The following is a 23,652-nucleotide window of genomic DNA, read 5'->3' as shown; positions in this document are numbered from 1 at the left end:
TGACTGACCGGTAACGGGAGAACACAAGCAGTGCAGACGCGGCTCGATTCTGCCGGGCTGCGGCCCCTGGTACCCGGTGGCGGCCCGACGGTCGCCGATCCCCGGCAGGCCGCGTTCCAGCGCACGCTGGCGCCGATGGTGGGCAAGACCCTGGCCGCCGAAGTGCTGGCGAAAATCCCCGACGGCAGCTACCTGGTGCGCGTGGCCGGTACCAACGCCCGCATGATGCTGCCCGGCGGCACGCCGGTCGGCGCCCAGATCGCGCTGAACGTGGTGGCCGCGCAGCCCCGGCCGCTGCTGCAGGTCGGCACCGCGCCGCCCCAGCCCGCCACGGTGTACACGCCGCCCGCCGCCACGCCATCCCAGCCCGCCACCGCTACTTCCCTTCCCGCCACCGCGACTTCCCTGTCCGGCGCCCAGCAACCTGCCTCCGGTGCCGCAAGCGGCACGCAAGCCCGCCCGATGAGCTCGGCCGCGGTATTGCTGAACAAGGCGCCGCTGATCGCCGCCGACCAGCTGCCGACCCTCGACCATACCACCGCCCAGGCCACGCTGAGCCCCGCCGCGCGTGCGATCGCCAGCGCGCTGACGCAGGCCTACACCCCGCCCGGCGCGCTGGTGACAATCCATGGCAAGGGCCCGCTCGCCGCGGCCGGCGCGCCCGATCCCGAGCGCGTGGAAGTGGCCCTGAAGAACGCGCTGGGCGACTCCGGCCTGTTCTATGAATCGCACGTGGCCGAATGGGCCGAGGGCAAGCGCAGCCTGCAGGACCTGGCGCGCGAACCGCAGATGCAGCGCATGACGGCGCAACAGGCGACTTCCGAAGCGGTGGCGCGCGCGATGGGCGGGCCCGACCTCTCCGCCGCGCAGATGATCAACCTGCAATTGCACGCGCAGGAACAGGGCAAGGTGCAGTGGCATGGCGAGGCATGGCCGGGCCAGCCGATGCAATGGGAAGTGGAACGCGAAAGCGGCGAAGGCCGTTCCCGCGGCGGCCGCCAGGAGGAAGACCCGGCCGACGGGCAGCCGGTATGGCGCAGCGGCGTGCGCTTTTCGTTGCCGCTGCTGGGCAAGGTGGCGGCCAGCGTCACGCTGGTCGGCGACCAGGTGCACGTGACACTGCAGTCCGGCACCGCCGACACGGCCACCGACCTGCGCGCCTGGTCCGGCATGCTGCAGGAGGCGCTTGCCGCGACCGGCGCGCCCTTGTCGTCGCTGTCGATCGCGGCGGAACGCGCTGCCGGCGCGGACACGGGCGCCGACCCGGCCGCCAGCCCGGGAAATGAAGCGGATGCCGCGCCAGCGGCGGAAGGAAACACCGATGCGCCGTGACGACGGCCCCAAGCGCCCATTCCAGAGCGCGGTCGCCCTCGCCTACCGCGACGGTTCGGGGGCGCCGAAAGTGGTGGCCAAGGGGCGCGGGCTGGTGGCCGAGCAGATCATCGCCGTGGCGGCCGAAGCGGGGGTCTACGTGCACGAGTCGAAGGAACTGGTGTCGCTGCTGATGGACATCGATCTCGACCGGCAGATTCCGCCCACGCTCTACCGTGTCATTGCGGAACTATTGGCCTGGCTTTATCATATCGAGGCAGCAAAAAAATCCGGCACGGCGCCACCGCCCGCCCCCGATACCGAAGCTGCCCTCCCCCCTTCCACATCTACCTCTGGCGAACCCTGATGCAACCCTTCATTCCGGACACGGATACCGAAAACTGGCACGATTTCGAGGTAGGATCGCGCCGTGAAATCATTGCGCTGCTGCGCGCAATCTCCGACAAGAAACAGGAAGTACGCGTGGCCGCACGCGACGGCGGCGCCGTGTACACCACATCGATCCTCGATGTCGACGGCGATGCCGGCACGGTGCTGATCGACCGGCCGCTGGACCCGGATTACGAGCGCGCCCTGCTCTCCGGCGATGTCTCCTTTGAAACATCGCTCGACAAGATCCGCATTTTTTTCGGCACCGAACAATTGCAGGCATCGCTGCATGACGGCAAGCCGGCGCTGAAGATGGCCGTTCCCGCCAGCCTGATCCGGCTGCAGCGGCGCGAGTACTACCGGATGGCGACACCGCTGACCAACCCGGTGCGCGTGACGATCCCGATGCCGCCCGAGCTGGGCGGCGGCGTGGCGGTCTTCCCGCTGGCCGACATCAGTGTCGGCGGCATCGCCATTCTCGACAACCGCTTCGTGCTGGGCGACACCATGGGGCGCGATTACGCGGAATGCCGCATCGAATTGCCGGACCTGGGCAATATCACCACCGGCCTGCAGATCCGCAACAGCCACGACATCACGCTGCTGAACAACAACCCCAACCGCCGCCTCGGCTGCCAGTTCATCGACATGGGCCGCGGCGCCGCCGCCGCCGTGCAGCGCTACATCACCAAGCTGGAACGGGAACGCAACGCGCGGATCGCCGGGCTGGGCTGATCGTCTGCAGCAACCCCAAGGACGAACGGCTGGGGTCAGACCCGCCGGGTCTGACCCCGGAATTTGCACTTGGGGTGGGATAAAAGTTGCTCGAAAAATGGGGTACGTCCCCATTTTTCAGGAAACATTTATCGCAAGTAACGGTTCGCCTCTTCTCGGCGCTATCACACCTGCATGTTCATGATGTCCGTATAAGCCTGCACCAGCTTGTTCCGCACCTGCACGGTGGCCTGGAAGTTGATGCTGGCTTTCTGCATCTGGATCATCACATCGGACAGGTTCACCGAGTCGTCCCCCAGCTGGAACCGCTTCGACATGTCCTGCGCCTTGTTCTGGCTTTCGGCCACGGAATCGAGCGCACCTTTCAGGGCGTTGGAAAAATCGACCCGGGTCGCCGGCTGTTCGGTCTGGACGGCCGGCACCGCCGCCTCCGGGCGCGTTGCCGCCGCCTTCAGCTGGGCGATCATGGACTGGATCTGGCTGCTGTCGATACCGCCTGTGCGCATGGTGGACTCCGCTCGTTGCTTTGGCTGTTGCTGTAGCGGAACAAATCCCGACGGGGCAGAGATTGTCGCGCTACAATATGCGTCGGGCACCGGCAATGCGCCAGCCCCTTTTTCTACCCTCGCAGAATATCAGCCGGCACACCAGCGGCGGCACCGAAGCAGGCCGGGAAACCGGCTTCTGTTCCGAGGATGGAAACGCGCGGGACGCCACGATAATGCGGATCAGGCCCCCACCTCAACATTCCCGGAATCCATCCATGGCCGCAGCCGCCGAACAACTCGATCTCGACGCCAACGCCGCCGGCGATGCGCGTCCGCCGTTCTACAAGACGCCGATGGGCAAGAACATCATCCGCGGCGCCGCCGTGGCCGCCGTGCTGGCGGTGATCGCGATGGTGTGGATGTGGCAAAGCCAGCCGGAATACCGTGTGCTGTTCGCCAATTACTCGGACCGCGACGGCGGCGCCATCACGGCCGCGCTGGACCAGATGCAGGTGCCTTACAAATTCAGCGAAGGCGGCAATGCGATCCTGATCCCGGAAGAGCAAGTGGCGGCCACGCGCCTGCGCCTGGCCTCCCAGGGCTTGCCGAAAGGCGGCAACGTGGGCTTCGAGCTGATGGAAAACCAGAAGCTGGGCATCTCGCAATTCCTCGAGCAGGTCAATTACCAGCGCGCGCTGGAGGGCGAGCTGGCCAAGTCGGTGGAATCGCTGGGCAGCGTCCAGGCGGCACGCGTGCACCTGGCGATGCCGAAGCCCTCCGTATTCGTGCGCGAGCAGCAGCACCCGACCGCCTCGGTGGTGCTGACGCTGCATCCGAACCGCTCGATCGATCCGGGCCAGGTCAGCGCCATCGTGCACCTGGTCGCTTCCAGCGTGCCGGACCTGGCGCCGGCCAACGTGACGGTCGTCGACCAGCAGGGCAACCTGCTGTCGAACCAGAACAAGGACAGCAACACGGCCATCAAGAGCCTGGATGCGACCCAGCTGAAATACGTGCAGGAACTGCAGAACCAGATCATCAAGCAGGTCGAGAACATCGTGAAACCGATCGTCGGCGACCAGAACGTGCGCGCCGAAGCGGTGGCCGACGTGGACTTTTCCGCCGTCGAGCAGGCGGCCGAGTCGTACAAGCCGAACTCGGCGCCGGCGCCGTCGGCGATCCGCAGCCAGCAGAGCAGCGAGACCACGGGCAACCAGAATGCCAATCCGAACGGCGTGCCCGGCGCCCTGTCGAACCAGCCGCCCGGCGTGGCGACCGCGCCGCTGGCGACCACGCCGCCCGGCGAGGCGCCGCCACCCGGCACGGTACCCGGCGGCGCGCCCGGCACCCTGCCCGGCCACAAGGAATCGACCACCAACTACGAGGTCGACAAGACCGTGCGCTACGAGCAGAAAGCCATCGCCGGCCTGAAGCGGATGACGGTGGGCGTGGTGGTCAACTACCGCCGCATCGTCGGCCCGGACGGCAAGGTGACGGTGCGTCCGCTGAGCGCCGAGGAAATGGCCAAGATCAACAGCCTGGTGCGCGAAGCGATGGGCTTCAACCAGGACCGCGGCGATTCCGTCAGCGTGGCCAACGTGCCGTTCGACGGCATCGACAAGCCGGCCGATCCGGTGCTCGACTGGTGGCGCGATCCGGCCAACCTGCCGCTGGCGGCGGAAATCGCCAAGTTCGCCATCGTCGCGCTGATCCTGCTGTACATCCTGCTGCGCGTGGTGCGCCCGATGATGCGGCCGGTCTTCAAGAAGATCGACGAAATCAATGCCCCCGAGCCGGAGCCGGAAGAAGAGATCGTCGAAGAACCCGCCGGCCCGACGGAAGAGGAAATCCGCGCGCAGGAACTGGCCGCACTGGAAGAAAACACCGCGCGGACATACCGCGACAACCTGGCGCTGGCGAAGAAACTGGCCAACGAGGATCCGCGGATCGTCGCCAACGTCATCAAGGCATGGATAGGCAACAATGACTGAAAATACCGGACTGCAAAAGGCAGCGATCCTGATGCTGGCAATGGGTGAAGCCGAAGCCGCGGAAGTGATGAAATTCCTCGGCCCGCGCGAAGTGCTCAAGCTGGGCGCGGCCATGGCGACGATGAAGAACGTGCCGCACGAGCAGGTGGTCGACGTGCTGGACGGCTTCCGCGACGAAGTGGCCGCTGCCTCCACCGTCGGCCTCGATTCGGACGAGTACATCCGCCAGGTGCTGACCAAGGCGCTGGGCGACGACAAGGCCTCGGTACTGCTGTCGCGCATCCTGGGCGGCAAGGATGCGTCCGGCATCGAAAGCCTGAAGTGGATGGATTCCCAATCCGTGGCCGAACTGATCCGTAACGAGCACCCGCAGATCATCGCCACCATCCTGGTGCACCTGGAGCGCGACCAGGCTTGCGAAATTCTGGGACACTTTACAGACCGCCTGCGCAATGACGCGGTACTGCGGATCGCCACGCTGGACGGCGTGCAGCCAGCCGCCCTGCGCGAGCTGAACGACGTGCTGACCAAGCTGCTCTCGGGTAACGAGAACATCAAGAAATCCACGCTGGGCGGCGTGCGCACCGCGGCCGAGATCCTGAACTTCATGAGCGGCGAGCAGGAAAACTCCGTCATGGAGAACATCAAGAACTACGACAACGACATGGCGCAGAAGATCATGGACGAGATGTTCGTGTTCGACAACCTGATCGACATCGACGACCGCGGCATCCAGCTGCTGCTGCGCGAGGTGCAGTCGGAAATGCTGATCATCGCGCTGAAGGGCGCCTCGCAGGAATTGCGCGAGAAGATCTTCAAGAACATGTCGGCGCGCGCCAGCGAGATGATGCGCGAAGACCTGGAATCGAAGGGGCCGGTGCGGCTGTCGGAAGTGGAAACGCAGCAGAAGGGCATCCTGCAGATCGTGCGGCGGCTGTCGGACGAAGGGCAGATCGTCCTGGGCGGCAAAGGCGAGGATTCGTTTATTTGAGTTGCATACAGTCCAGAGACGCTTGCTTTCATCCCAACGGCGGAAGCCGGGGTCAGACCGTAATGCCGTTAAGTTAAGCCGACCCCAAGGGCAAATTCCGGGGTCAGACCCGGCGGGTCTGACCCCAGCCCTTCGCCGTTGGGGTGAGTGCACGCGCTTTCAATGTGTCACGTAACGCTTACTTGACGGCATTAGCGTCAGACCGAGGTCTGGCCGGGTATGTGCCGTGAGGCTTGTTTCAAAGAAGAGGTAACGCTTGGCGAATTTTCCAAAAGATGCGCAACCCGCATTCCAGCGCTGGGAACTGAAGTCGTTCGGCGACTTGCGGCCCAGCACGCTCGCGCAGCGCGAGCGCGAAGAAGCCGAGGCGCGCGCGCGCGCCGAGCAGATGGCGGTGCAGCAGGCGGCCGAGGCCGCGGCGCGCCAGGCCGAGTACGAGCGCGAGCTGAACGCGCCGCCGCCCACGATCGGGCCGAGCGAGGAAGAACTGGAAGCGATCCGCGAGGAAGCGCGCCAGCAGGGTTACCAGGATGGCTACGCGCAGGGCCACCGCGCCGGCGAGGATGAAGCCATCCGCGAAGGCGAAGAGGCGCTGAAGGCGGCGCTGGCGCCATTGTCCGACCTGGCCGGCAATTTCGCTGAGGCGCTGCGCGGTGCCGACCAGCTGATCGCCAACGATGTGCTGGATCTCGCGCTGCACCTGGCGCGCAATATGCTCAAGCAGGCGCTGCCGGCCAAGCCGGAACTGATCATCCCCATCGTGCAGGATGCGATCGCCTACCTGCCCACCATGCAGAAGCCCGCCGTGCTGTTCCTCCACCCCGACGACGCGGCGATCATCCGCGGCGCCATCGGCGAAGAACTGGACAAGGGCGGCTGGATCATCAGCGACGATCCGACGATCGAACGGGGCGGCTGCCGCATCGATACGCCGAGCAACCAGATCGATGCCCAGGTGCAGGCGCGCTGGGCGCGGCTGGCGCACGCCGTGGGCAAGAACCTCGACTGGCTGGAGCGCGATTAAATGGACACGTCCGTCCAAGGCCCCGAGCAGCATGCCAACCGCTGGCGTTCGTACCTGAACGATTGCAGCACGCTGCTCGACTTTGTGGAGCCGATGCAAGTGTCGGGCCGCGTCACGCGGGTGGCCGGTCTCGTCATGGAGGCGGTCGGCTTGCGGCTGGCCGTCGGGGCCGCCTGCACGGTACCCCTGCCGGCCGGCGGCAAGGTCGAGGCCGAAGTGGTCGGCTTCGAGGGCGACCGGCTGTTCCTGATGCCGCAAAGCGACGTGGAAGGCATCGTGCCCGGCACGCGCGTGTTCCCGATCGAGCCGTCGATCCCCAAGCCCGGTTCCGTCACGCACCCGCGCCGCCGTACCAGCGACCGGGCCCGGCAATTGCCGGTGGGTCCGGAACTGCTGGGCCGCGTGGTCGACGCGGCCGGCCGCCCGCTCGACGGCCTGGGGCCGATCCAGACCAGCGATTCGGCGCCCATCAACGTGCGCCCCGCCAACCCGCTGGGCCGGGCACCGATCGTCGAGACGCTGAACGTGGGCGTACGCTGCATCAACGGCATGCTGACGGTCGGCCGTGGCCAGCGGATGGGGCTGTTTGCCGGCTCCGGTGTCGGCAAGTCGGTGCTGCTGGGGATGATGGCGCGCTACACGGAGGCGGACGTCATCGTCGTCGGCCTCATCGGCGAACGGGGCCGCGAGGTCAAGGAATTCATCGAGCACATCCTGGGCGAGGAAGGCCTGGCGCGCTCTGTCGTGGTGGCGGCGCCGGCCGACACGCCACCACTGATGCGCATGCAGGGCGCGGCCTATTCGACCGCCATCGCCGAGCACTTCCGCGACAAGGGGCAGGACGTGCTGCTGATCATGGATTCGCTGACACGCTATGCGATGGCGCAGCGCGAGATCGCCCTGGCGATCGGCGAACCGCCGGCCACCAAGGGTTATCCACCGTCGGTGTTCGCCAAGCTGCCGGTGCTCGTCGAGCGGGCCGGCAATGGCGAAGTGGGCGGCGGTTCGATCACCGCCTTCTACACCGTGCTGACCGAGGGCGACGACCAGCAGGATCCGATCGCCGACTCGGCGCGCGCGATCCTCGATGGCCACATCGTGCTGAACCGCCGCCTGGCCGAGGCGGGCCACTACCCCGCCATCGACATCGAACAATCGATCAGCCGGGCCATGCACTCGATCACGTCGCACGATCACCAGAACAAGGCGCGCCGCCTGAAGCAGCTGTTCTCGGTCTACGAGCGCAGCCGCGACCTGATCGCCGTGGGCGCCTACACGCCCGGCACCGACCCGAAGATCGACGAAGCCATCAAGCTGCACGACCGGATCGAGCATTTCCTGCAACAAAAAATCACCGAACGCGTGGACATGGCCGAGAGCTTGGAGCAATTGGCCACGCTGTTCGACTGATTGATGCCGCCGGCGCTCCGTATAATTTCCCATCATGGCCTCGACATCCCAACTTGAAACCCTGATCGACATGGCCCGCACCGAGACGGACGAGGCGGCCAAGCGCCTCGGCGCGGCGCTGAAGGCCGTCAACGATGCGGAAGAGAAGCTGAACATGCTGATCGGCTATCGCGACGAATACAGCCGCAAGTTCCAGGCGTCCCAGCAGGCCGGCATCACGCCGATGGCTTACCGTAACTTCCAGGCGTTCATGGAAAAGCTCGACAGCGCCATCCACGGCCAGGAAGAAGTGCTGAAGCATACGCGCCGGCGCGGCGAGCTGGAAAAGGCCACGTGGCAGGCGGCCGAACGCAAGCGGGTGTCGTACTCGACGCTGCGCGACCGCGAGGAAACCAAGCAGCAAAAGCTGGAAGCCAAGCGCGACCAGAAGGCGATGGACGAGCATGCGTCGCGCCAGGCGTTCTTCCGCCGATAGTTTTCAACCGAGCTTGCAACCAAGCTTAAAACCAGGCTTAAAACCAGGCTTAAAACCGAGCTTTCACCCGAGGCGCTTCATGCAGACCCAGTCCATCCAGAACCAGTCCACCAGCACGCTGCGGCCGCCGAAGAGCGCGCCGCTGCCGAATGGCGACTTCAAGAGCGTGCTGGCGATCGAGACCGATCGTACGCCCGTCTGCGCGGCGCCTGAACAGCCAGCCCCGGCACAGCCCCAGAAGGCGCCGGTGAGAAATGCCCAGGGGGCAAAGCCGGCGCAGCAGGCCCAGGCTGCGCAAAATACCCAGAACGCGCAGGATGCAAACCAGTCGGGCGAGGCGGACAGCGCCGCCAGTGCCGGTGAAGCACCTCCCGCCGATGCCACGCCGGCAACGGCCGCGGCACGGCCATCCGGTGAAAGCGAGCAAGCCGACACGACTCCCGTGGCGGATCCGGCTGCCGGCATGCTGGCCATGCTGGCAGCCTACAGCCAGCTGACTGCCAGGCCGGAGCCGGTTCCCGAAGGCGGCGAGGCCGATGCCGCCGCCGGCACCGGGCTCCCGGCGCTCCCGGCCGGTATCGAAATGCTCCGGCCGGACCTGGCCAGCAAGTCCATGGTGGCCGACAAATCCCTGCTGTTCGAGAAGGGTGCGCTGGCCGGCAAGGAACCGCCGGCGGGACTGGACGTGCCGTCCGACAAGCCGGCCGATACGCCGGGCAAGGATGGCGCCCCTACCCTGCACGATACGTTGATGGAACAGGCCGGCGCCGACCGGCTGCTCAAGGCGGGCGCCGGCCTGGAAGCGAAGGCCGACCAGAAGGTGCAGGAGTTCGCCGCGAAACTGGCCGCGCACGAGGCGGCAAGCAAGGCCGACGCCGCGCCCGCGGCGCAGCCGATGGCAAACCCGGCCGCGCAAGCAATGGCCGCGACCGTGCAGGCCGCCAATGCCGTGGCCGCCAACCAGTTGCAGGCACGCGTGGGCTCTTCCGCCTGGGAACAGCAACTGGGCCAGAAAGTGGTGTGGATGGTGGCGGGCGGCGACCAGAGCGCATCGCTGACCCTGAATCCGCCCGACCTCGGTCCGCTGCAGGTCGTGCTGAGCGTGTCGAACGATTCGGCCACGGCCACCTTCACGGCGCACCAGCCGGAAACCCGGCAGGCGATTGAAAACGCCTTGCCGAAACTGCGCGAAATGATGAGCGAAGCGGGCATCTCGCTGGGTGACGCATCGGTCTCCGCCGGCACGCAGGAACAGCAGCAGGCATTCGCCGAACAGGCGCGCGGCGGTTCCGGCGGCGCGGGTGGCGGCCGCCATGGCAACGGCGACGCCGCCGGATCCCAGGAAGACGCCCAGCCGGTCATCCGCCGCACCATCCTGGGCGCCGTCGACACCTTCGCCTGAACGCGGCGCACGGCGCCCGCATCCTTCCGGCCATTCCCATACGGCAGAGCTGGCGGGTCTTCGACCCGCTGTTCCGCGTATCCCGACGCGCCGCCTCGGCCGATAATGCCATAATGGCGATACGTATCGAATTGCAATAGCAAGAGCACTGTTGAAAGTAAAGCAAATACATGAAAGCTGACCCAAAGGCAGACGCCGCGCCCGCCGGTGGCGGCAGCAAGAAACTGGTCATCATCCTCATTGCCGTGCTGGTGCTCGTGCTGGGCGGCGGCGGTGCGGCGGCATTCTTCCTGATGAAGGGAGGCGACGCCGCGGAGGCCGAACACGAGGAAGAAACGACCAAGCCGAAGAAGAAAAAGAAGAAACAGGACGAAGGACCGCCCGTGTATGTGCCGGTCGAGCCGTTCACCGTCAACCTGAATCCGGAAGAAGGCGAACAGTACCTGCAACTGGCGTTCACGCTGCAGGTGCCGGACGCCGAGCAGTCCGACGTCATCAAGAACAACATGCCCAAGGTGCGCAGCCGCATCCTGTTGCTGCTGTCGTCGAAGAAGGCATCGGAAATCAATACGCCGGAAGGCAAGACCCAGCTGGCCAAGGAAATCCTGGAGCAGGTCAACGAGCCGTTCCAGGAGCGCGGCGACGAGCAGGAAGTCGCGGAAGTACTGTTTACCTCGTTCATTATTCAATAGCTATCCAGCATCGCTATCCGACAACACCAGCGTCCAACCAGCATCCAGAAGAGTCATGGCGGATAATTTTCTCTCCCAGGAAGAAGTCGATGCCCTGCTGAAGGGCGTCAACGGCGACCAGGACGACGTTGCGGCGCCGGAAGAAGTCGCGGGTGTCCGCACCTACAACCTGGCGACCCAGGAACGCATCGTGCGCGGCCGCATGCCGACGCTCGAGATCATCAACGAGCGCTTCGCGCGCCTGTTGCGCGTCGGCCTGTTCAACTTCCTGCGCCGCAGCGCGGAAGTGTCGGTGGGCTCGGTGCGGGTGTCGAAATACAGCGAGTTCATCCGCAATCTGGTGGTGCCGACCAACCTCAACCTGGTGCACATGAAGCCGCTGCGCGGCACGGCGCTGATGGTGTTCGACCCGGGCCTGGTCTTCCTGCTGGTCGATAACCTGTTCGGCGGCGACGGCCGCTTCCACACCCGCGTGGAAGGCCGCGATTTCACCGCCACCGAGCAGCGCATCATCCTGCGCATCCTCGATATCGTGTTCGAGGCCTACACCAAGTCATGGGAACCGGTGTTCCCGGTCGAGTTCGAGTACATCCGCTCGGAGATGAATACCCAGTTCGCCAACATCGCGACGCCGAACGAAGTGGTGGTGGCCTCGACCTTCACGGTCGAACTGGGTTCGGTGTCGGGCCAGATCCACTTCTGCATGCCGTATTCGATGATCGAGCCCATCCGCGATGCGCTGACCTCGTCGCTGCAGGGCGAGGCGCTGGAAGTGGACAAGCGCTGGATCCGCCTGATGACGCAGCAGATCCAGATCGCCGAAGTGGAACTGGTGGCGCGGCTCGGCACCGCCAAGGTAAGCTTCGACGAGATCCTCAACATGCGCGTGGGCGACGTGATTCCGCTGAACATTCCGGAAACGATCGAGGCCACGGTGGATGGCGTGCCGGTGCTCGATTGCACCTATGGCGTACTGAATGGACAATACGCGCTGAAGGTGGAGAGGCTGCTGGCCAACAGCGACAATTTAAGCAAGTGATTGTGCAAGGGCTTGCGCAAACAAGCGGGCAAACGAGCCAGTGGGCGCCTCCGGCATCCACGGCCGATGTGAAGTTGGCTGGTACCACCAGCCCGGAGTTTTAGGAGAACATCATGGCGGACAACCAGGACGATCAAAGCCTCGACGACGATTGGGGCGCGGCGATTGCCGAACAGGCCAAGGCGGAAGCGGAAGCGCTGCAGAAGGAAGCGGCCACCGCTGCCGTGTTCAAGGACTTTTCCAAGACGGCGACGCGCACGGAAACCCACAACGACATCGACTTCATCCTCGACATCCCCGTCCAGCTGACGGTGGAACTGGGCCGCACGAAGATCGCCATCAAGAACCTGCTGCAACTGGCGCAGGGTTCGGTGGTCGAGCTGGACGGCCTGGCGGGCGAACCGATGGATGTGCTGGTGAACGGCTGCCTGATCGCGCAAGGCGAGGTGGTGGTGGTGAACGACAAGTTCGGCATCCGCCTGACCGACATCATTACACCTTCCGAACGCATCCGAAAACTGAATAAATGAAGCGTGCCCTGCTTTCCACGCTGCTGGCCGGCGGTGTCCTGGCTGGCGGCATCGCGTCCGCCCAGGCGCCGGCCACCGCCACTGCGCCTGCGCCTGTCATCACCAATCCCACCGACCGCACCGTCGCTCCCGTGAAGGCGGGCGAGCCGGCCACCGTCGTGTCGCCCGAGCAGGCGCCGGCGCCGGGCCCGGTGGCGCCTCCCGTCGCCACGCCGGAACAGCAGGCCGCGCTGGCGGGTGCCCGCACCGCGCCGCCGGAACCCCTGCCCACGCCGCCGTCCGCGGCGGGCAGCCTGCTGCAGACGGTCGTCGCGCTGGCATTCGTGCTGGCCATCCTGGTCGGGCTGGCCTGGGCGCTGAAGCGCTTCGGGCCGCGCAATGTCACTGGCGGCAGCACGGTGAAGCTGGTCGGCGCGCTGTCGGTCGGCGCACGCGAGCGGATTCTCGTCGTCGAGGTCGGCGACCAGTGGATCGTCGTCGGTGCTTCGCCCGGGCGCATGAATGCGCTGGCCACGATGCCGCGGCAGGAAGGCGGTGCCGGCGGCCCGGCCGACCTGGCGCGCCAGCAGGCGCTGCCGGCGACCAATTTCTCGGAATGGTTCAAGCAAACGATTGAAAAGCGCAATGGCAAGTAAGCCGCTCCACCGGCGCGTTCGCGCGCTGCGCCAGGCGGCCCTGGCGCTGCCTCTCTTCCTTCCTTTGCTGGCGGTCGCCGAACCCACGATCCCCGCCTTCACCAGCACGCCGGCGGCCGGCGGCGGCACCCAGTACGGGCTGACGCTGCAGACGCTGATCCTGATGACGGCGCTGACGTTCCTGCCGGCCGTGCTGCTGATGATGACGGGCTTTACGCGGATCGTGATCGTGCTGTCGCTGCTGCGCCAGGCCATGGGCACGCAAACGGCGCCGCCGAACCAGGTGATGGTCGGGCTGGCGCTGTTCCTGACGTTCTTCGTGATGGGTCCCACGTTCGACCGCATCTATACCGAGGCTTACCAGCCCCTGCAGGCCAACCAGATCACCATGCAGCAAGCCATCGAGCGGGGCGCGGCGCCCTTGAAAACCTTCATGCTCAAGCAGACCCGCCAGGCCGACCTGGCGCTGTTCGTGAAGATCTCGCGCAGCCCGGCGCTGCAGGGGCCGGAGGACGTGCCGATGCGCATCCTCGTGCCGGCCTTTATCACCAGCGAGCTGAAGACGGCCTTCCAGATCGGCTTCGCGATCTTCATTCCCTTCCTCATCATCGACATGGTGGTGGCTTCCGTGCTGATGTCGATGGGGATGATGATGATGTCGCCGGCGGTGATCTCGCTGCCGTTCAAGCTGATGCTGTTCGTGCTGGTCGATGGCTGGCAGTTGCTGCTGGGTTCACTGTCCCAGAGTTTTTATTAGCGCTTTTACAGGATAGCCAATATGACCCCGGAAACCGTGATGACGATGGGCCGCCACGCGATGGAAATCACGCTGATGGTCGCCGCGCCGCTGCTGCTGGTCGCCCTCGGCATCGGCCTGATCGTGTCGATCTTCCAGGCCGCCACGCAGATCAACGAATCCACGCTGTCGTTCATCCCGAAACTGGTCGGCGTGTTCGTCGCGCTGGTGGTGGCCGGGCCGTGGATGATCAGCGTGATGACCGACTACATGCGCGAGATCCTGGGCGGCATTCCCGGCATGGTCAGCTGACGCCTTTTCCGCTCTAACATCCCTCCCCATGCTGGCGCTGACGCTTGCCGAGATCAACACCTGGATCGCCGGCTTCATCTGGCCGCTGACGCGGGTGCTCGGCCTGATCGCCGCGTCCCCCGTGTTCGGCAACGCGCGCGTGCCGCGCAGCACCCGGCTCGGCTTCGGTGTCGTGGTGGCGATCGCCATTGCGCCGCTGGTGCCGGCCGTGCCTGCCACCGACCCCGCGTCGTGGGAGGGTTTGCTGATCCTGGCGAAGGAATTGATCACCGGCGTCATGATGGGCTTTGCGATGCGGCTCGTGTTTGCCGCCGTGGAGATGGCCGGCGAGATCAGCAGCCTGACGATGGGCTTGGGCTTCGCCAGCTTCTTCGACCCCATGTCGCAGGGCCGCTCGTCGGCCATTTCCCAGTTCCTCACATGGATCGCCACGCTGACGCTGCTGGTCGCGAACGTGCACCTGTGGCTGCTCGAAGCGCTGGCCGAAAGCTTCTTCACCCTGCCCATCTCCGGCCGCATGTTCCACGGCGGCGGCTTCTGGGACCTGGCGCTGTGGGGCGCGAAGATCTTCTCCGCCGGCGTACAGCTGTCGCTGCCCATCGTGGCCGCGCTGCTGATCGCCAACGTCGCCCTCGGCGTGCTGACCCGCGCAGCCCCCCAGCTGAACCTGTTCGGCATCGGCTTCCCGATCACCCTGGGCGTCGGCTTCATCGTGCTGATGATCGCCCTGCCCTACCTCGCCACCCCGCTCGTCAACCTGCTGGGCCAGGGCGCCGAAAAAGCCCAGATGATCCCGCGCGCCCTGCAGGGCCAGGGCCAGTTCCCCGCCCGACCGCCGCCGCAAAACCGGTGACCGCACAAAACCGGTGACAGGCTCCGACTTAAAAACCGGTGACAGGCTCCGATTTCGATCGCTTTCGATTTCAAAACCGGTGACAGTGAACTGAACCCTAAAAGTTGGACACCAACTTTTGGGGTTTTTCATGGCGAAATACAGTGTGCAGTTCAAGCAAGAGGTGGTCGATCGATATCGGGCCGGCCCGTTAGGATGCGTTCGTCTGGGCAACGAGATGGGCGTGGATCCTAGCCTGGTCTATTTGTGGGTCAGGCTATACGACGCTCATGGCGTGGGGGGCCTGGAGAAGAAGCAACATAGGCACAGCGCTGAGGGCAAGCTGTCGATATTGCAGCACATGTGGAAACATGAGTTGTCATGTTTCGAGACGGCCGTGATTTTCAACGTGCGCCACACCGGCAGCATCGGCCAGTGGGAGCGCTGCTATCATAGCGGCGGTATAGATGCGCTCAGTCCCCGACCGCGCCAGAGACCGAAGAAAATGCCCACATCCCAGCCGCCCGCGCCGCAAACGCCTCTCGATGAAGAGGCCAAGACCCTTGAAGAGCTTCTCAAAGAAGTGAACTACTTGCGGATGGAGAACGCCTACCTAAAAAAGCTGGATGCCTTGGTTCAGGAAGAGAAGCAGCAGCGTGCGATAGCGCGCAAAAAGCGAAAGTAATCACTGAACTGAGGCAGCGTTTCCCTTTGGATGGCTTGCTGGAAGTAGCAGGCCTGGCGCGCAGCACTTACTACTATCAGCAGCAAGTGGCCAAGCTAGGCGATCGTGACGAGGCCTTAAAAAATCGTGTTCAGGGCGTCTTCGACGGCAACCACGGGCGCTATGGCTATCGCCGTGTGGCCGCTGAGATCCGCAAGGACGGGCATAAGGTTAACCACAAACGTGTACAGCGTTTGATGAGCGAGCTCGGCTTGAAATCGCTGGTGCGGCCGAAGAAGTATCGTTCTTACAAAGGCGAAGTGGGCGAAGCTGCAGATAACCTCTTGGACCGCGATTTTGAAGCTGCGGCCATGCACGAGAAGTGGGTAACTGATGTCACGGAGTTCAATGTCGCTGGCAAAAAACTGTATCTCTCGCCGGTGATGGATCTGTGCAACGGCGAGATCATCGCCTTCGAGACGAACACCCGGCCAGTGCTGAGCTTGGTTACCAACATGGTTAAAAAAGCCCTGCGAAAGCTCGGCAAAGACGACAAGCCAATCCTTCACTCAGACCAGGGATGGCACTATCGGAAGCCCGCTTACCGGAAGGCGCTGGAGGATAAAAATGTCGTGCAGAGCATGTCTCGCAAAGGAAATTGCCTCGATAACGCTGCCATGGAGAGCTTCTTCGCCGTACTCAAGACTGAGTACTTCCATCTGCAGAAATTTGCCAGTATCGAGGAGCTGAAGAAAGGCCTGGTGAAGTACATCCGCTACTACAATCACAAGCGCATCAAGCTTAGGTTGAACGGGCTGAGTCCTGTGCAGTACAGAACTCAGCTCCAAGTAGCATAGCTAACAAACCGTCCAACTTCCTGGGGTCACTTCACAGGCTCCGATTTCGATCGAAACCGCTGACAGGCTCGGGTTTCGATCCGGTTTCGATTCCAAAACCCGTGACAGGCTCCGATTTCTATTCCAAAACCCGTGACAGGCTCCGATTTCTCTGGATCCGATTCTGGAACGGTTTCGGGTGCGAATTTCGTTGCCTCTGCCCCCCCTCGAAACGGCCGCGTTTGCGATGGCACAGGGGCGCCGCCGCTCCAGGCCATCACCATTGGCGATCCCATCCATTGGAGATGACCATGCCCCGTCGCGCCCGACTCGTTTTGCCCGGAGTTCCGCTTCATATCGTTCAACGCGGCCATAACCGGCAGCCGTGCTTCCACAGCTTCTCCGACTATCTGGTGTACCTGGACAAATTGCGCGTGCACGCAACTACAGCCGGCTGTGCGATCCATGCCTATGTGTTGATGACCAATCACGTGCACATCCTGACGTCGTTCGACGACGTGTCCGGACCGTCGAGGCTGATGTGCAAGCTGAGCCAGCAGTACAGCTCGTATCTCAACAAACGCCTGGGGAAAAGCGGCTCCACATGGGAGGGCCGCTATTGGTCGTGCCTGGTGCCGACGGAACGGTATCTGTTCATATGCCAGCGGTACATCGAACTCAATCCAGTCCGTGCCGGCCTAGTGGTCCGGCAGGACCAGTATCGATGGTCGAGTTATCGGGAAAATGCCGGGCTCGGCGACACCCACTCACTCCTGAGCCCGCATGAGCTGTATGGACGACTGGGCACCAGCGAAGGGCAACGCAAGGAAAGCTATCGAAAGCTGTTCGCAACAGAGCTCACGGAAGCAGAACTCACGCAAATTCGTAGCGGCTTGCAGGAGGAACTGCCCCTTGAGCACATGGCCGGACGGCCGGGCCGCCCGAAGAAAAAAAACCAGTGACAGGCTCCGATTAAGGAAACCTTTCAAACATAATCGGAGCCTGTCACCGGTTTCGTTACCGGTTTCGGAAAACAATCGGAGCCTGTCCCCGGTTTCGAAAACAATCGGAGCCTGTCCCCGGTTTTTGGGCGGTCAGATGTAGTTGAACAACGAGAGCTGCGTGGCGGCGCGGAAGGTTTGCTGGGCGGCGGTCAGGCTGGTGGTTTGCTGCTGGAACAGCGAGACGGCTTCGATCTGGCCGCGCGCGGTCAGGCCGACCAGGTTGGTGATCTGGTCGATGTACTGGATGTCCATGGCCGAGCCGGAGTCGTCGAGCGAATCCAGTTCGTTCTGGCGCGCGCCCACCGATGCAGTCACGGACAGGGCATTGTCCTGCGCGTTCTGCAGGTTCTGGTTGGCCGTGTTCAGCGCATTCGTCAGTTGCGCACCCGCGGTCGGGCCCGTGCCGGCGTTGCGCAGGGCCGTGATCACGTCGCGCATCGTCGTGAAGACGGACTGGTTCTTGCTGGGCTCGATCGTGAAGATGTCGCCATCGGCCGGCGCGCCGGCGATATCGAAGGTGATGCCGTCGAACGTGATCGGCTCGCCCGCCTTGAAGTCGGTGGCCGGCACGGCTTCGGTGCCGTCCGTGGTGTTGGTGACGGAGTACTGCACCAGCCCGGTCGTCGCATCCTTGGTGAAATTGATCGAGTAGTTGGCGCCAGTCAGAGCGCTGGCATCGACCACGCTGCCCGGAGAAATGATGCCGGTGCCGCCACGGGCCGCGTTGCCCGGATCGGCCTGGGTCTGGAAGGTGCCATTCCCGGTGATGTTCTGTTCGAAGATCTGGCTGCCGGATGCGCTGATCGCCATCTGCCGACCGGAGCCCACCTGCAGTTCGCGCTGGCCCTGGTCGCCGAAATACGTGGCGCCGGTGGACGTCAATGCGAAGGGCTGCGTATTCGTCTTGAAGCCGGAAAACAGGTAGCCGCCGGTGCCATCCGCCGTGTTGGCCTGGCCCAGCAGGTCGTTCAACTGGCCTTCCAGTTCCACCGCGATGGCGTCGCGGTCCGACTGGCTCAGCCCGGGATTACCGGCCTGGACAACCGACGCAAGCGCCGCTTCCATGATATCGCTCACCGTTTCCATCGCCGTGCCGACCTGCGTCAGCGAAGCGTTGGCGTTCTGCCGGTTCAGTTCATATTGGTCGTTGAGCTGCTGCGCCTGGGTCACTTCCAGCGCGCGCGCCGATGCCACCGGATCGTCCGCCGGCGTCAGCACGCGGCGGTCGGTGGACAGCTGCATCTGCGTGCGCAGCATATTGCCCTGCAAGTTCGCCAATTGCGATACGTTGCGGTCATACATCGTCTGGGTACTGATACGGATAGCCATGATCAACCTCGAAATTACTGTCCGATCGACAGCAGGGTGTCGAACAACGTGCCGGCCACCTGCATGACCTTGCCGGCGGCCTGGTAAGCCTGCTGGTAGCGCAGCAGGTTGGCCGCTTCCTCGTCCAGGTTGACCCCGGATACGCTCTGCTGCGCGGCGATCGCCTGGTCGACCGTGGTGTCGGCGGCGGCGCTACCCACCTGCAGTTCACGCGTCTTGTTGCCGACGAAATTGACGGTGGCGGCATACGCCCCCTGGAACGTCGACGTGCCATTGTTCAGGATGTTCGACGTCTGCAGGCCGGCCAGCAGCACGCCGTTGCGGGCATCGCCGACACCGCTCGTGTTCGGCCCGACGATGAAGGTGTCCCCCTCGGCCGGCGTGCCGGAAATGGAAAACGAGATGCCGCCGAAGCTGAGGGTGGTGCCCTCTTCATAGGGTACCGTGCTGCCATCCGGGAAGCCGGTGATCTCGCCGCCCGTGAACGTCAGCGTCACCGGTGCCGCCAGCTGGTTGCCGATATAGTCTTCGTTGACCACGCCGGGGCTGATGGTGCCATTGCCGGAGTTGGTGGTCGGGACGGACGTGGTGACCGGTGCCGCCAGCGCGATCTTGCGGTAGTCGGTGATCGCCACGTCGAAGTCGGCGGCGGCCGTGTACGTGGGGCGCACCTGCACCCGGTCGCCCGCCTGCGGATCGCCCGTCAGCGTGTACGTCACGCCATCGATCGGAACGGACAGGTCGGTGAACACCTGGCCATCGGAGCGCGTGATCGAGTAGGCCGGCGGATCGCCGTCGAAGTTGAGCTCGTAGTCGAGGCCGGTCAGCGCCCTGGCATCGGTGATCGTCGCATCCACTTCCAGCGTGCTCAGCGGCGAGTTGCCCGCATCGTAGCCGACATAGCCCTTCAGGGGCGTGAAGAAGTCGCCGCCCAGGTCGCCGTTCAGGTCCTGGCCCAGCCGGTGCTGTTCGTTGAACGCCTGCGTCAGGCCGGCGGCCACCTGGCCGATCTGGTTCTGCACGCGGTCCAGCGACTCGCGGCGGAAGTCCATCAAGCCGCCCAGCGCCCCGCCGGCAAAGGTATCGTCGCCGATGATCGTGCTGCGGCCGGTCGACGGATAGGACACGACAAGCCGGCCGGGATCGGTCGGCGACAGCACGGCACGCATCTCCAGGTGGCTGGTACCCACCACCAGCGGCTGGCCGGAGCCGAACGTGATGTTCAGCATGTTGTTGTCCGATGGCAGCACGGTGACCTTGACCTGCTGGTTCAGTTCGCGCACCAGCTGGTCGCGCTGGTCCAGCAAGTCGTTCGGCGGGTTCAGCGGATCAGTCGTCAGCGTGGCGATCTGGTTGTTCAGGTTGGCGATCTGCGCGGCGTACGAATTGATGCCGTTGACCGTGTTCGTGATGTCGGTATTGACGCCCTCCTGCAATTCCTGCAGCCGGCCGGACACTTCATGGAAGCGCGCCGCCAGCGTTTCAGCCGAAGACAGCATCGATGTGCGCGACGATTGCAGGGAAGGATTGGAATTGGCCGTCTGGACACCGCGGAAAAAATCCTGCAACGCCGGCGACAGCCCGATCGACGCGTCGGACAGCATGTTGTCGATCTGGGTCATCTGGGTCAGGTACGCATCGACCGAACCCTGCGTCGACTGCGCGTTCATCACCTGCTTGTTCAGGAAATCGTCGTAGTAGCGCTTGATCTGCGCGACCTGGGTGCCGGTGCCCACATAGCCCACACCCTGGTTCAGCGGCGGCAGCGTCGACTGCACGATGCCCTGGCGCGTATAGCCCGGGACGCTCGAGTTCGTGATGTTGTGGCCGGTGGTGGCGATGCCGGTCTGCGCCGCCAGCAAGCCGGTCCTGCCGATGCTGAGTAGATTGCTCATGCTGTGACTCTTTCCAGTTATGCCCAGTTTACGACAAAAGCCGGCGGAACTTGAGTTGCCGCAAAGCTAACGTGCAGGATTCGTACATTAAGCCCATGCATTGAGCACATGCATTAAGCCCATGCATTACGCCCATGCATTACGCGGGCGCTCACACCAGGGTCTTGTTGATGACGGCGGCCAGTTTCGTCGCGTAATTGGGGTCGGTCGCATAACCGGCCTTTTGCAGGTTGCGGGCGAACGCGGCCGCATCGCCGGCGCTGGCCAGCACTTTTTCATAGCGCGGGTTGTCCGTGATGAGCCTTGCATAATCCTTGAAACTGTCGGCATAGCTGTCGTAGGCACGGAAACGCTCGATCTTGCGCTGCGCCCGGCCGTTGACGTACTCGGTGGTGGCCACGTCCACCGTCTTGCCCTTCCAGTCGCTGCCGGCCTTGATGCCGAACAGGTTGTGGCTGCTGGCACCGTTGGCCCCCTTGATCTCCCGCTTGCCCCAGCCGCTCTCCAGCGCGGCCTGGCCCAGCATGAACTTGGCCGGGATGCCGGTGGCGCGGCTGGCTTCCTCGGCATGGCCGGCCAGCTTGTCGGCAAAGGCGCGCACATGCGCATGGCGGGACTTGCTGGGCGCCACGGAAGTGCTCGCCGTGTCCAGTTTATTCCCGCCGGCCGCATCGATGGAGCGCTGCAGTTTCGCCGCGTCCAGCATCGATTTCGTGAAGCCCCCTTCGGGAATGGCGGAATCGCCAGCATTTTCCATGCCGCTCAAGCCGGCGGTCTTCGACAATTGCCGCATCAGCACGTCGGCCAGCCCGACACCTTTCTTGGCGATATTCTGGCTGGTCTGCTGGTCCAGCATGGTGGTGAACATCTTGGACTGCGAGTTGTCCAGCAAGCCTTCCTGCGGCGTGGCGTCGCGCATGCTCTTCAACATCATGTTGACGAACATGGCTTCGAACTGCGTGGCCGCCCCTTTCAATGCCTCGGGCGAGCCCGCTTTCGCGCCCTGGCGCAGTTCCGACAGGCCCTTGGAGTCGAGCGCCAAATTGGACGAAAGGTCGGCCGGCGTGCTGGTCTGGCGAATCATGGGGCCTCCGGTCAGATGATCTCAAGTTCGGCGCGCAACGCGCCGGATGCCTTCATGGCCTGCAGGATCGCCAGCAGGTCCTGGGGCGAAGCGCCGATCGCGTTCAACGCCTTCACCACGTCGGCCAGCTGGGCGCCGGCCTGCAGCTGCAGCACCTTGCCCGGTGCCTGCTGGATGTCGACGGCGCCCGGCTCCGTGACGGCGGTCTGTCCGCCGGACAGCGGCCCCGGCTGGCTCACCTGCGTATCGGGCGATACCGACACCTGCAAGTTGCCGTGCGAGATGGCGCAAGCCTGCAGCGTGACCGCCTGGTTCATCACCACCGAACCGGTGCGCGCATTCATGATCACCTTGGCCGCCAGCGTGGCCGGCTGCACATCCAGCTCTTCCAGCTGGCCGATGAAGGCCACGCGCTGGTCGGAGGCGGCCGGCGACGTCACGCGGATCACCCGGCCATCCAGCGCATACGCGACGCCGGCGCCGAAGCGGTTGTTGATGGCGGTGACGACGCGGCTGGTGGTGGCGAAATCGGCATTCTTCAGTTCCAGGCGGATCTGCCCGCCTTCGCCCAGCGCCGTCGGCACGGCCCGCTCGACGGTGGCGCCATTGCTGATGCGCCCCACCGACAGGTGGTTGACGACGGTCGCGGCACCGCCGCCCGGCGCCTGGGCGCCCACGCCACCCACCACCAGGTTGCCCTGCGCCATGCCGTACACCTGGCCATCGGCGCCTTTCAGCGGCGTCATCAGCAAGGTGCCGCCGCGCAGGCTGCGCGCATTGCCCAGCGACGAGACGGTCACGTCGAGCTGCTGGCCCGGCTGCGCGAAGGCCGGCAGCGAGGTCGTCACCATCACGGCGGCCACGTTGCGCAGCTGCAGCTGCGAGCCGGACGGCAGCGTCACGCCCAGTTGCTGCAGCATCGATGCCACGCTCTGCACCGTAAACGGGGTTTGCGTGGTCTGGTCGCCGCTGCCATCGAGGCCGACGACGAGGCCGTAGCCCATCAGCTGGTTTTCCCGGACGCCGGCGACGCTGGCGAGGTCTTTCAGGCGCTCGGCCTGGACGGCCGGCGCCAGCAGGGACAGGCCGAGCGCCAGCGATGTGATCAGGTTTTTCATATCAGGCGGTCATGTCAGAACGGCAGCAGGCTCAGAAAGAACCGCGACGCCATCGACGTCAGCTCGGCGCGGTCCAGGTGGGTATTGGTGCGGTACTCGACACGCGCATCGGCGATCGCCGTGGACGACACCGAATTCCCGGCGCCGATGGTGTCCGGGTTCACGGTGCCGGAAATGCGGATGAACTCGGTACCCTTGTCCATCGCGACCTGCTTCTCGCCGGCCACCACCAGGTTCCCGTTCGGCAGCACCTCGACGACCGTCACGCCCAGCGTGCCGGTAAACGCATTGCTGGCCGATTGCGCGGCCGAGTCGGCGTAGTTGTTGTCCGTCTCGGTGGCGACGCGCGCGCCGAGCCGGCCCTGCAGCGGGCCTGGAATGCCGATGCCGACGCCGCCGGTGCGGGTCGCCGAGCTGGTGCCGTTCTTGTTGGCGGTGGTGCGCTCGGTGATGATGACGTTGATGATGTCGCCCACCATGCGGCCGCGGCGGTCTTCGAACACGGGCCGGAAGGTCTGTGCCTGGTAGATCGCGCCATTGGCCGGCAGGGTCACCGGCGGGGTCGGGATCGGCCGCGCGGACGTGGGCCCGGCCACGATCGAGGTCGGTTCACTGGCGCAGCCCGCCAGCAGGGTGGCAACGGCGGCAATGACGGTGGCGGAGGCGAAGCACTTCATGATGGATCCTTCGAGCTGCACTGGAACTGGACCAGGGCTGAACTTGCGCTGA

The 23,652-nt window shown here is 64.6% G+C and carries 24 protein-coding genes; 18 read left to right on the top strand and 6 right to left on the bottom strand.

Annotated features, from left to right (window positions below; all coding sequences use genetic code 11):
• The first annotated feature begins 30 nt into the window (after window positions 1–30).
• From fliK to EYF70_RS04575, 3 genes are read left to right on the top strand one after another with little or no spacing between them, the layout of a single operon-like run.
• The gene (fliK, locus tag EYF70_RS04585; protein WP_131144349.1) at window positions 31–1,332 is read left to right on the top strand and encodes a flagellar hook-length control protein FliK; all 1,302 of its coding nucleotides are present in this window, start codon (window positions 31–33) and stop codon (window positions 1,330–1,332) included.
• Complete coding sequence (locus EYF70_RS04580) at window positions 1,322–1,678, top strand: EscU/YscU/HrcU family type III secretion system export apparatus switch protein (protein ID WP_131144348.1); 357 nt, start codon at window positions 1,322–1,324, stop codon at window positions 1,676–1,678. The genes fliK and EYF70_RS04580 overlap by 11 nt, the downstream gene beginning before the upstream one ends.
• Window positions 1,678–2,436, top strand: coding sequence for a flagellar brake protein (locus EYF70_RS04575; RefSeq protein WP_131144347.1), 759 nt, complete (start codon window positions 1,678–1,680; stop codon window positions 2,434–2,436). The genes EYF70_RS04580 and EYF70_RS04575 overlap by 1 nt, the downstream gene beginning before the upstream one ends.
• A gap of 164 nt (window positions 2,437–2,600) precedes the next feature.
• Here EYF70_RS04575 and fliE read toward each other — a convergent pair whose 3' ends face one another.
• Window positions 2,601–2,942 carry a flagellar hook-basal body complex protein FliE gene (gene fliE, locus EYF70_RS04570; protein WP_131144346.1) on the bottom strand — a complete coding sequence of 114 codons (342 nt, stop codon included), beginning with the start codon at window positions 2,940–2,942 and terminating at the stop codon, window positions 2,601–2,603.
• Window positions 2,943–3,199: 257 nt separating this feature from the next.
• Here fliE and fliF point away from each other — a divergent pair, with 257 nt between their 5' ends.
• The 15 genes from fliF (at window position 3,200) to EYF70_RS04490 (ending at window position 17,455) form a co-directional block, all read left to right on the top strand.
• Complete coding sequence (fliF, locus tag EYF70_RS04565) at window positions 3,200–4,915, top strand: flagellar basal-body MS-ring/collar protein FliF (RefSeq protein WP_131144345.1); 1,716 nt, start codon at window positions 3,200–3,202, stop codon at window positions 4,913–4,915.
• The gene (gene fliG, locus EYF70_RS04560) at window positions 4,908–5,906 is read left to right on the top strand and encodes a flagellar motor switch protein FliG (protein WP_131144344.1); all 999 of its coding nucleotides are present in this window, start codon (window positions 4,908–4,910) and stop codon (window positions 5,904–5,906) included. The genes fliF and fliG overlap by 8 nt, the downstream gene beginning before the upstream one ends.
• A 256-nt stretch (window positions 5,907–6,162) precedes the next feature.
• Window positions 6,163–6,930: a flagellar assembly protein FliH gene (locus tag EYF70_RS04555; RefSeq protein WP_229420701.1), complete on the top strand. Its 768-nt coding sequence runs from the start codon at window positions 6,163–6,165 to the stop codon at window positions 6,928–6,930.
• Window positions 6,931–8,340: a flagellar protein export ATPase FliI gene (fliI, locus tag EYF70_RS04550; RefSeq protein ID WP_131144343.1), complete on the top strand. Its 1,410-nt coding sequence runs from the start codon at window positions 6,931–6,933 to the stop codon at window positions 8,338–8,340.
• A gap of 34 nt (window positions 8,341–8,374) precedes the next feature.
• The gene (fliJ, locus tag EYF70_RS04545; protein ID WP_131144342.1) at window positions 8,375–8,815 is read left to right on the top strand and encodes a flagellar export protein FliJ; all 441 of its coding nucleotides are present in this window, start codon (window positions 8,375–8,377) and stop codon (window positions 8,813–8,815) included.
• 79 nt (window positions 8,816–8,894) lie between these two features.
• Window positions 8,895–10,217 (top strand): flagellar hook-length control protein FliK, encoded by a 1,323-nt coding sequence (locus EYF70_RS04535; RefSeq protein ID WP_165497573.1) that lies wholly within the window; start codon window positions 8,895–8,897, stop codon window positions 10,215–10,217.
• Between the two features lie 170 nt (window positions 10,218–10,387).
• Window positions 10,388–10,909 carry a flagellar basal body-associated protein FliL gene (gene fliL, locus EYF70_RS04530; protein WP_131144339.1) on the top strand — a complete coding sequence of 174 codons (522 nt, stop codon included), beginning with the start codon at window positions 10,388–10,390 and terminating at the stop codon, window positions 10,907–10,909.
• Window positions 10,910–10,964: 55 nt separating this feature from the next.
• Entirely contained in the window at window positions 10,965–11,948 is a 984-nt protein-coding gene (gene fliM, locus EYF70_RS04525; protein WP_131144338.1) for a flagellar motor switch protein FliM, read from the top strand.
• A 113-nt stretch (window positions 11,949–12,061) separates the two neighbouring features.
• Window positions 12,062–12,478 (top strand): flagellar motor switch protein FliN, encoded by a 417-nt coding sequence (gene fliN / locus EYF70_RS04520; protein ID WP_131144337.1) that lies wholly within the window; start codon window positions 12,062–12,064, stop codon window positions 12,476–12,478.
• Window positions 12,475–13,113 carry a flagellar biosynthetic protein FliO gene (fliO, locus tag EYF70_RS04515; protein WP_131144336.1) on the top strand — a complete coding sequence of 213 codons (639 nt, stop codon included), beginning with the start codon at window positions 12,475–12,477 and terminating at the stop codon, window positions 13,111–13,113. The genes fliN and fliO overlap by 4 nt, the downstream gene beginning before the upstream one ends.
• A complete protein-coding gene (gene fliP, locus EYF70_RS04510) occupies window positions 13,103–13,870 on the top strand; it encodes a flagellar type III secretion system pore protein FliP (RefSeq protein WP_131144335.1) in 768 nt (255 codons plus the stop codon). Before fliO ends, fliP begins: the two co-directional genes overlap by 11 nt.
• 21 nt (window positions 13,871–13,891) lie before the next feature.
• Window positions 13,892–14,161, top strand: coding sequence for a flagellar biosynthesis protein FliQ (fliQ, locus tag EYF70_RS04505; RefSeq protein WP_131144334.1), 270 nt, complete (start codon window positions 13,892–13,894; stop codon window positions 14,159–14,161).
• A gap of 28 nt (window positions 14,162–14,189) precedes the next feature.
• Entirely contained in the window at window positions 14,190–15,014 is an 825-nt protein-coding gene (gene fliR / locus EYF70_RS04500) for a flagellar biosynthetic protein FliR (protein WP_131144333.1), read from the top strand.
• A gap of 130 nt (window positions 15,015–15,144) precedes the next feature.
• A protein-coding gene (locus EYF70_RS04495; RefSeq protein WP_131144256.1) for an IS3 family transposase occupies window positions 15,145–16,514 on the top strand; the annotation gives its coding sequence in 2 pieces (ribosomal slippage) (window positions 15,145–15,616 and window positions 15,616–16,514; 1,371 coding nt in all).
• Between the two features lie 290 nt (window positions 16,515–16,804).
• Window positions 16,805–17,455, top strand: coding sequence for a transposase (locus EYF70_RS04490; protein WP_229420700.1), 651 nt, complete (start codon window positions 16,805–16,807; stop codon window positions 17,453–17,455).
• A 132-nt stretch (window positions 17,456–17,587) separates the two neighbouring features.
• On the opposite strand, the gene flgL is transcribed toward EYF70_RS04490, so the two are convergent.
• The 5 genes from flgL to EYF70_RS04465 form a co-directional block, all read right to left on the bottom strand.
• Window positions 17,588–18,826, bottom strand: coding sequence for a flagellar hook-associated protein FlgL (gene flgL, locus EYF70_RS04485; RefSeq protein ID WP_131144332.1), 1,239 nt, complete (start codon window positions 18,824–18,826; stop codon window positions 17,588–17,590).
• Between the two features lie 14 nt (window positions 18,827–18,840).
• Window positions 18,841–20,721: a flagellar hook-associated protein FlgK gene (gene flgK / locus EYF70_RS04480; protein WP_131144331.1), complete on the bottom strand. Its 1,881-nt coding sequence runs from the start codon at window positions 20,719–20,721 to the stop codon at window positions 18,841–18,843.
• A gap of 151 nt (window positions 20,722–20,872) precedes the next feature.
• Window positions 20,873–21,805 (bottom strand): flagellar assembly peptidoglycan hydrolase FlgJ, encoded by a 933-nt coding sequence (flgJ, locus tag EYF70_RS04475; protein WP_131144330.1) that lies wholly within the window; start codon window positions 21,803–21,805, stop codon window positions 20,873–20,875.
• Window positions 21,806–21,816: 11 nt separating this feature from the next.
• Window positions 21,817–22,923, bottom strand: a complete 1,107-nt coding sequence (locus EYF70_RS04470; protein WP_131144329.1) for a flagellar basal body P-ring protein FlgI — start codon at window positions 22,921–22,923, stop codon at window positions 21,817–21,819.
• Window positions 22,924–22,937: 14 nt separating this feature from the next.
• Complete coding sequence (locus EYF70_RS04465) at window positions 22,938–23,600, bottom strand: flagellar basal body L-ring protein FlgH (RefSeq protein ID WP_131144328.1); 663 nt, start codon at window positions 23,598–23,600, stop codon at window positions 22,938–22,940.
• Window positions 23,601–23,652: the final 52 nt, after the last annotated feature.

The sequence above is a fragment of the Pseudoduganella albidiflava genome, from assembly GCF_004322755.1.
Taxonomy (GTDB): domain Bacteria; phylum Pseudomonadota; class Gammaproteobacteria; order Burkholderiales; family Burkholderiaceae_D; genus Rugamonas; species Rugamonas albidiflava.
This window is presented reverse-complemented; position numbering and strand designations above follow the sequence as displayed.

Coding starts and splice junctions, on each gene's coding strand:
- EYF70_RS04580 (WP_131144348.1), top strand. CDS start 1,322: ATGCGCCGTGACGACGGCCCCAAGCGCCCATTCCAGAGCGCGGTCGCC.
- EYF70_RS04575 (WP_131144347.1), top strand. CDS start 1,678: ATGCAACCCTTCATTCCGGACACGGATACCGAAAACTGGCACGATTTC.
- fliE (WP_131144346.1), bottom strand. CDS start 2,942: ATGCGCACAGGCGGTATCGACAGCAGCCAGATCCAGTCCATGATCGCC.
- fliF (WP_131144345.1), top strand. CDS start 3,200: ATGGCCGCAGCCGCCGAACAACTCGATCTCGACGCCAACGCCGCCGGC.
- fliG (WP_131144344.1), top strand. CDS start 4,908: ATGACTGAAAATACCGGACTGCAAAAGGCAGCGATCCTGATGCTGGCA.
- fliI (WP_131144343.1), top strand. CDS start 6,931: ATGGACACGTCCGTCCAAGGCCCCGAGCAGCATGCCAACCGCTGGCGT.
- fliJ (WP_131144342.1), top strand. CDS start 8,375: ATGGCCTCGACATCCCAACTTGAAACCCTGATCGACATGGCCCGCACC.
- EYF70_RS04535 (WP_165497573.1), top strand. CDS start 8,895: ATGCAGACCCAGTCCATCCAGAACCAGTCCACCAGCACGCTGCGGCCG.
- fliL (WP_131144339.1), top strand. CDS start 10,388: ATGAAAGCTGACCCAAAGGCAGACGCCGCGCCCGCCGGTGGCGGCAGC.
- fliM (WP_131144338.1), top strand. CDS start 10,965: ATGGCGGATAATTTTCTCTCCCAGGAAGAAGTCGATGCCCTGCTGAAG.
- fliN (WP_131144337.1), top strand. CDS start 12,062: ATGGCGGACAACCAGGACGATCAAAGCCTCGACGACGATTGGGGCGCG.
- fliO (WP_131144336.1), top strand. CDS start 12,475: ATGAAGCGTGCCCTGCTTTCCACGCTGCTGGCCGGCGGTGTCCTGGCT.
- fliP (WP_131144335.1), top strand. CDS start 13,103: ATGGCAAGTAAGCCGCTCCACCGGCGCGTTCGCGCGCTGCGCCAGGCG.
- fliQ (WP_131144334.1), top strand. CDS start 13,892: ATGACCCCGGAAACCGTGATGACGATGGGCCGCCACGCGATGGAAATC.
- fliR (WP_131144333.1), top strand. CDS start 14,190: ATGCTGGCGCTGACGCTTGCCGAGATCAACACCTGGATCGCCGGCTTC.
- EYF70_RS04490 (WP_229420700.1), top strand. CDS start 16,805: ATGCCCCGTCGCGCCCGACTCGTTTTGCCCGGAGTTCCGCTTCATATC.
- flgL (WP_131144332.1), bottom strand. CDS start 18,826: ATGGCTATCCGTATCAGTACCCAGACGATGTATGACCGCAACGTATCG.
- flgK (WP_131144331.1), bottom strand. CDS start 20,721: ATGAGCAATCTACTCAGCATCGGCAGGACCGGCTTGCTGGCGGCGCAG.
- flgJ (WP_131144330.1), bottom strand. CDS start 21,805: ATGATTCGCCAGACCAGCACGCCGGCCGACCTTTCGTCCAATTTGGCG.
- EYF70_RS04470 (WP_131144329.1), bottom strand. CDS start 22,923: ATGAAAAACCTGATCACATCGCTGGCGCTCGGCCTGTCCCTGCTGGCG.
- EYF70_RS04465 (WP_131144328.1), bottom strand. CDS start 23,600: ATGAAGTGCTTCGCCTCCGCCACCGTCATTGCCGCCGTTGCCACCCTG.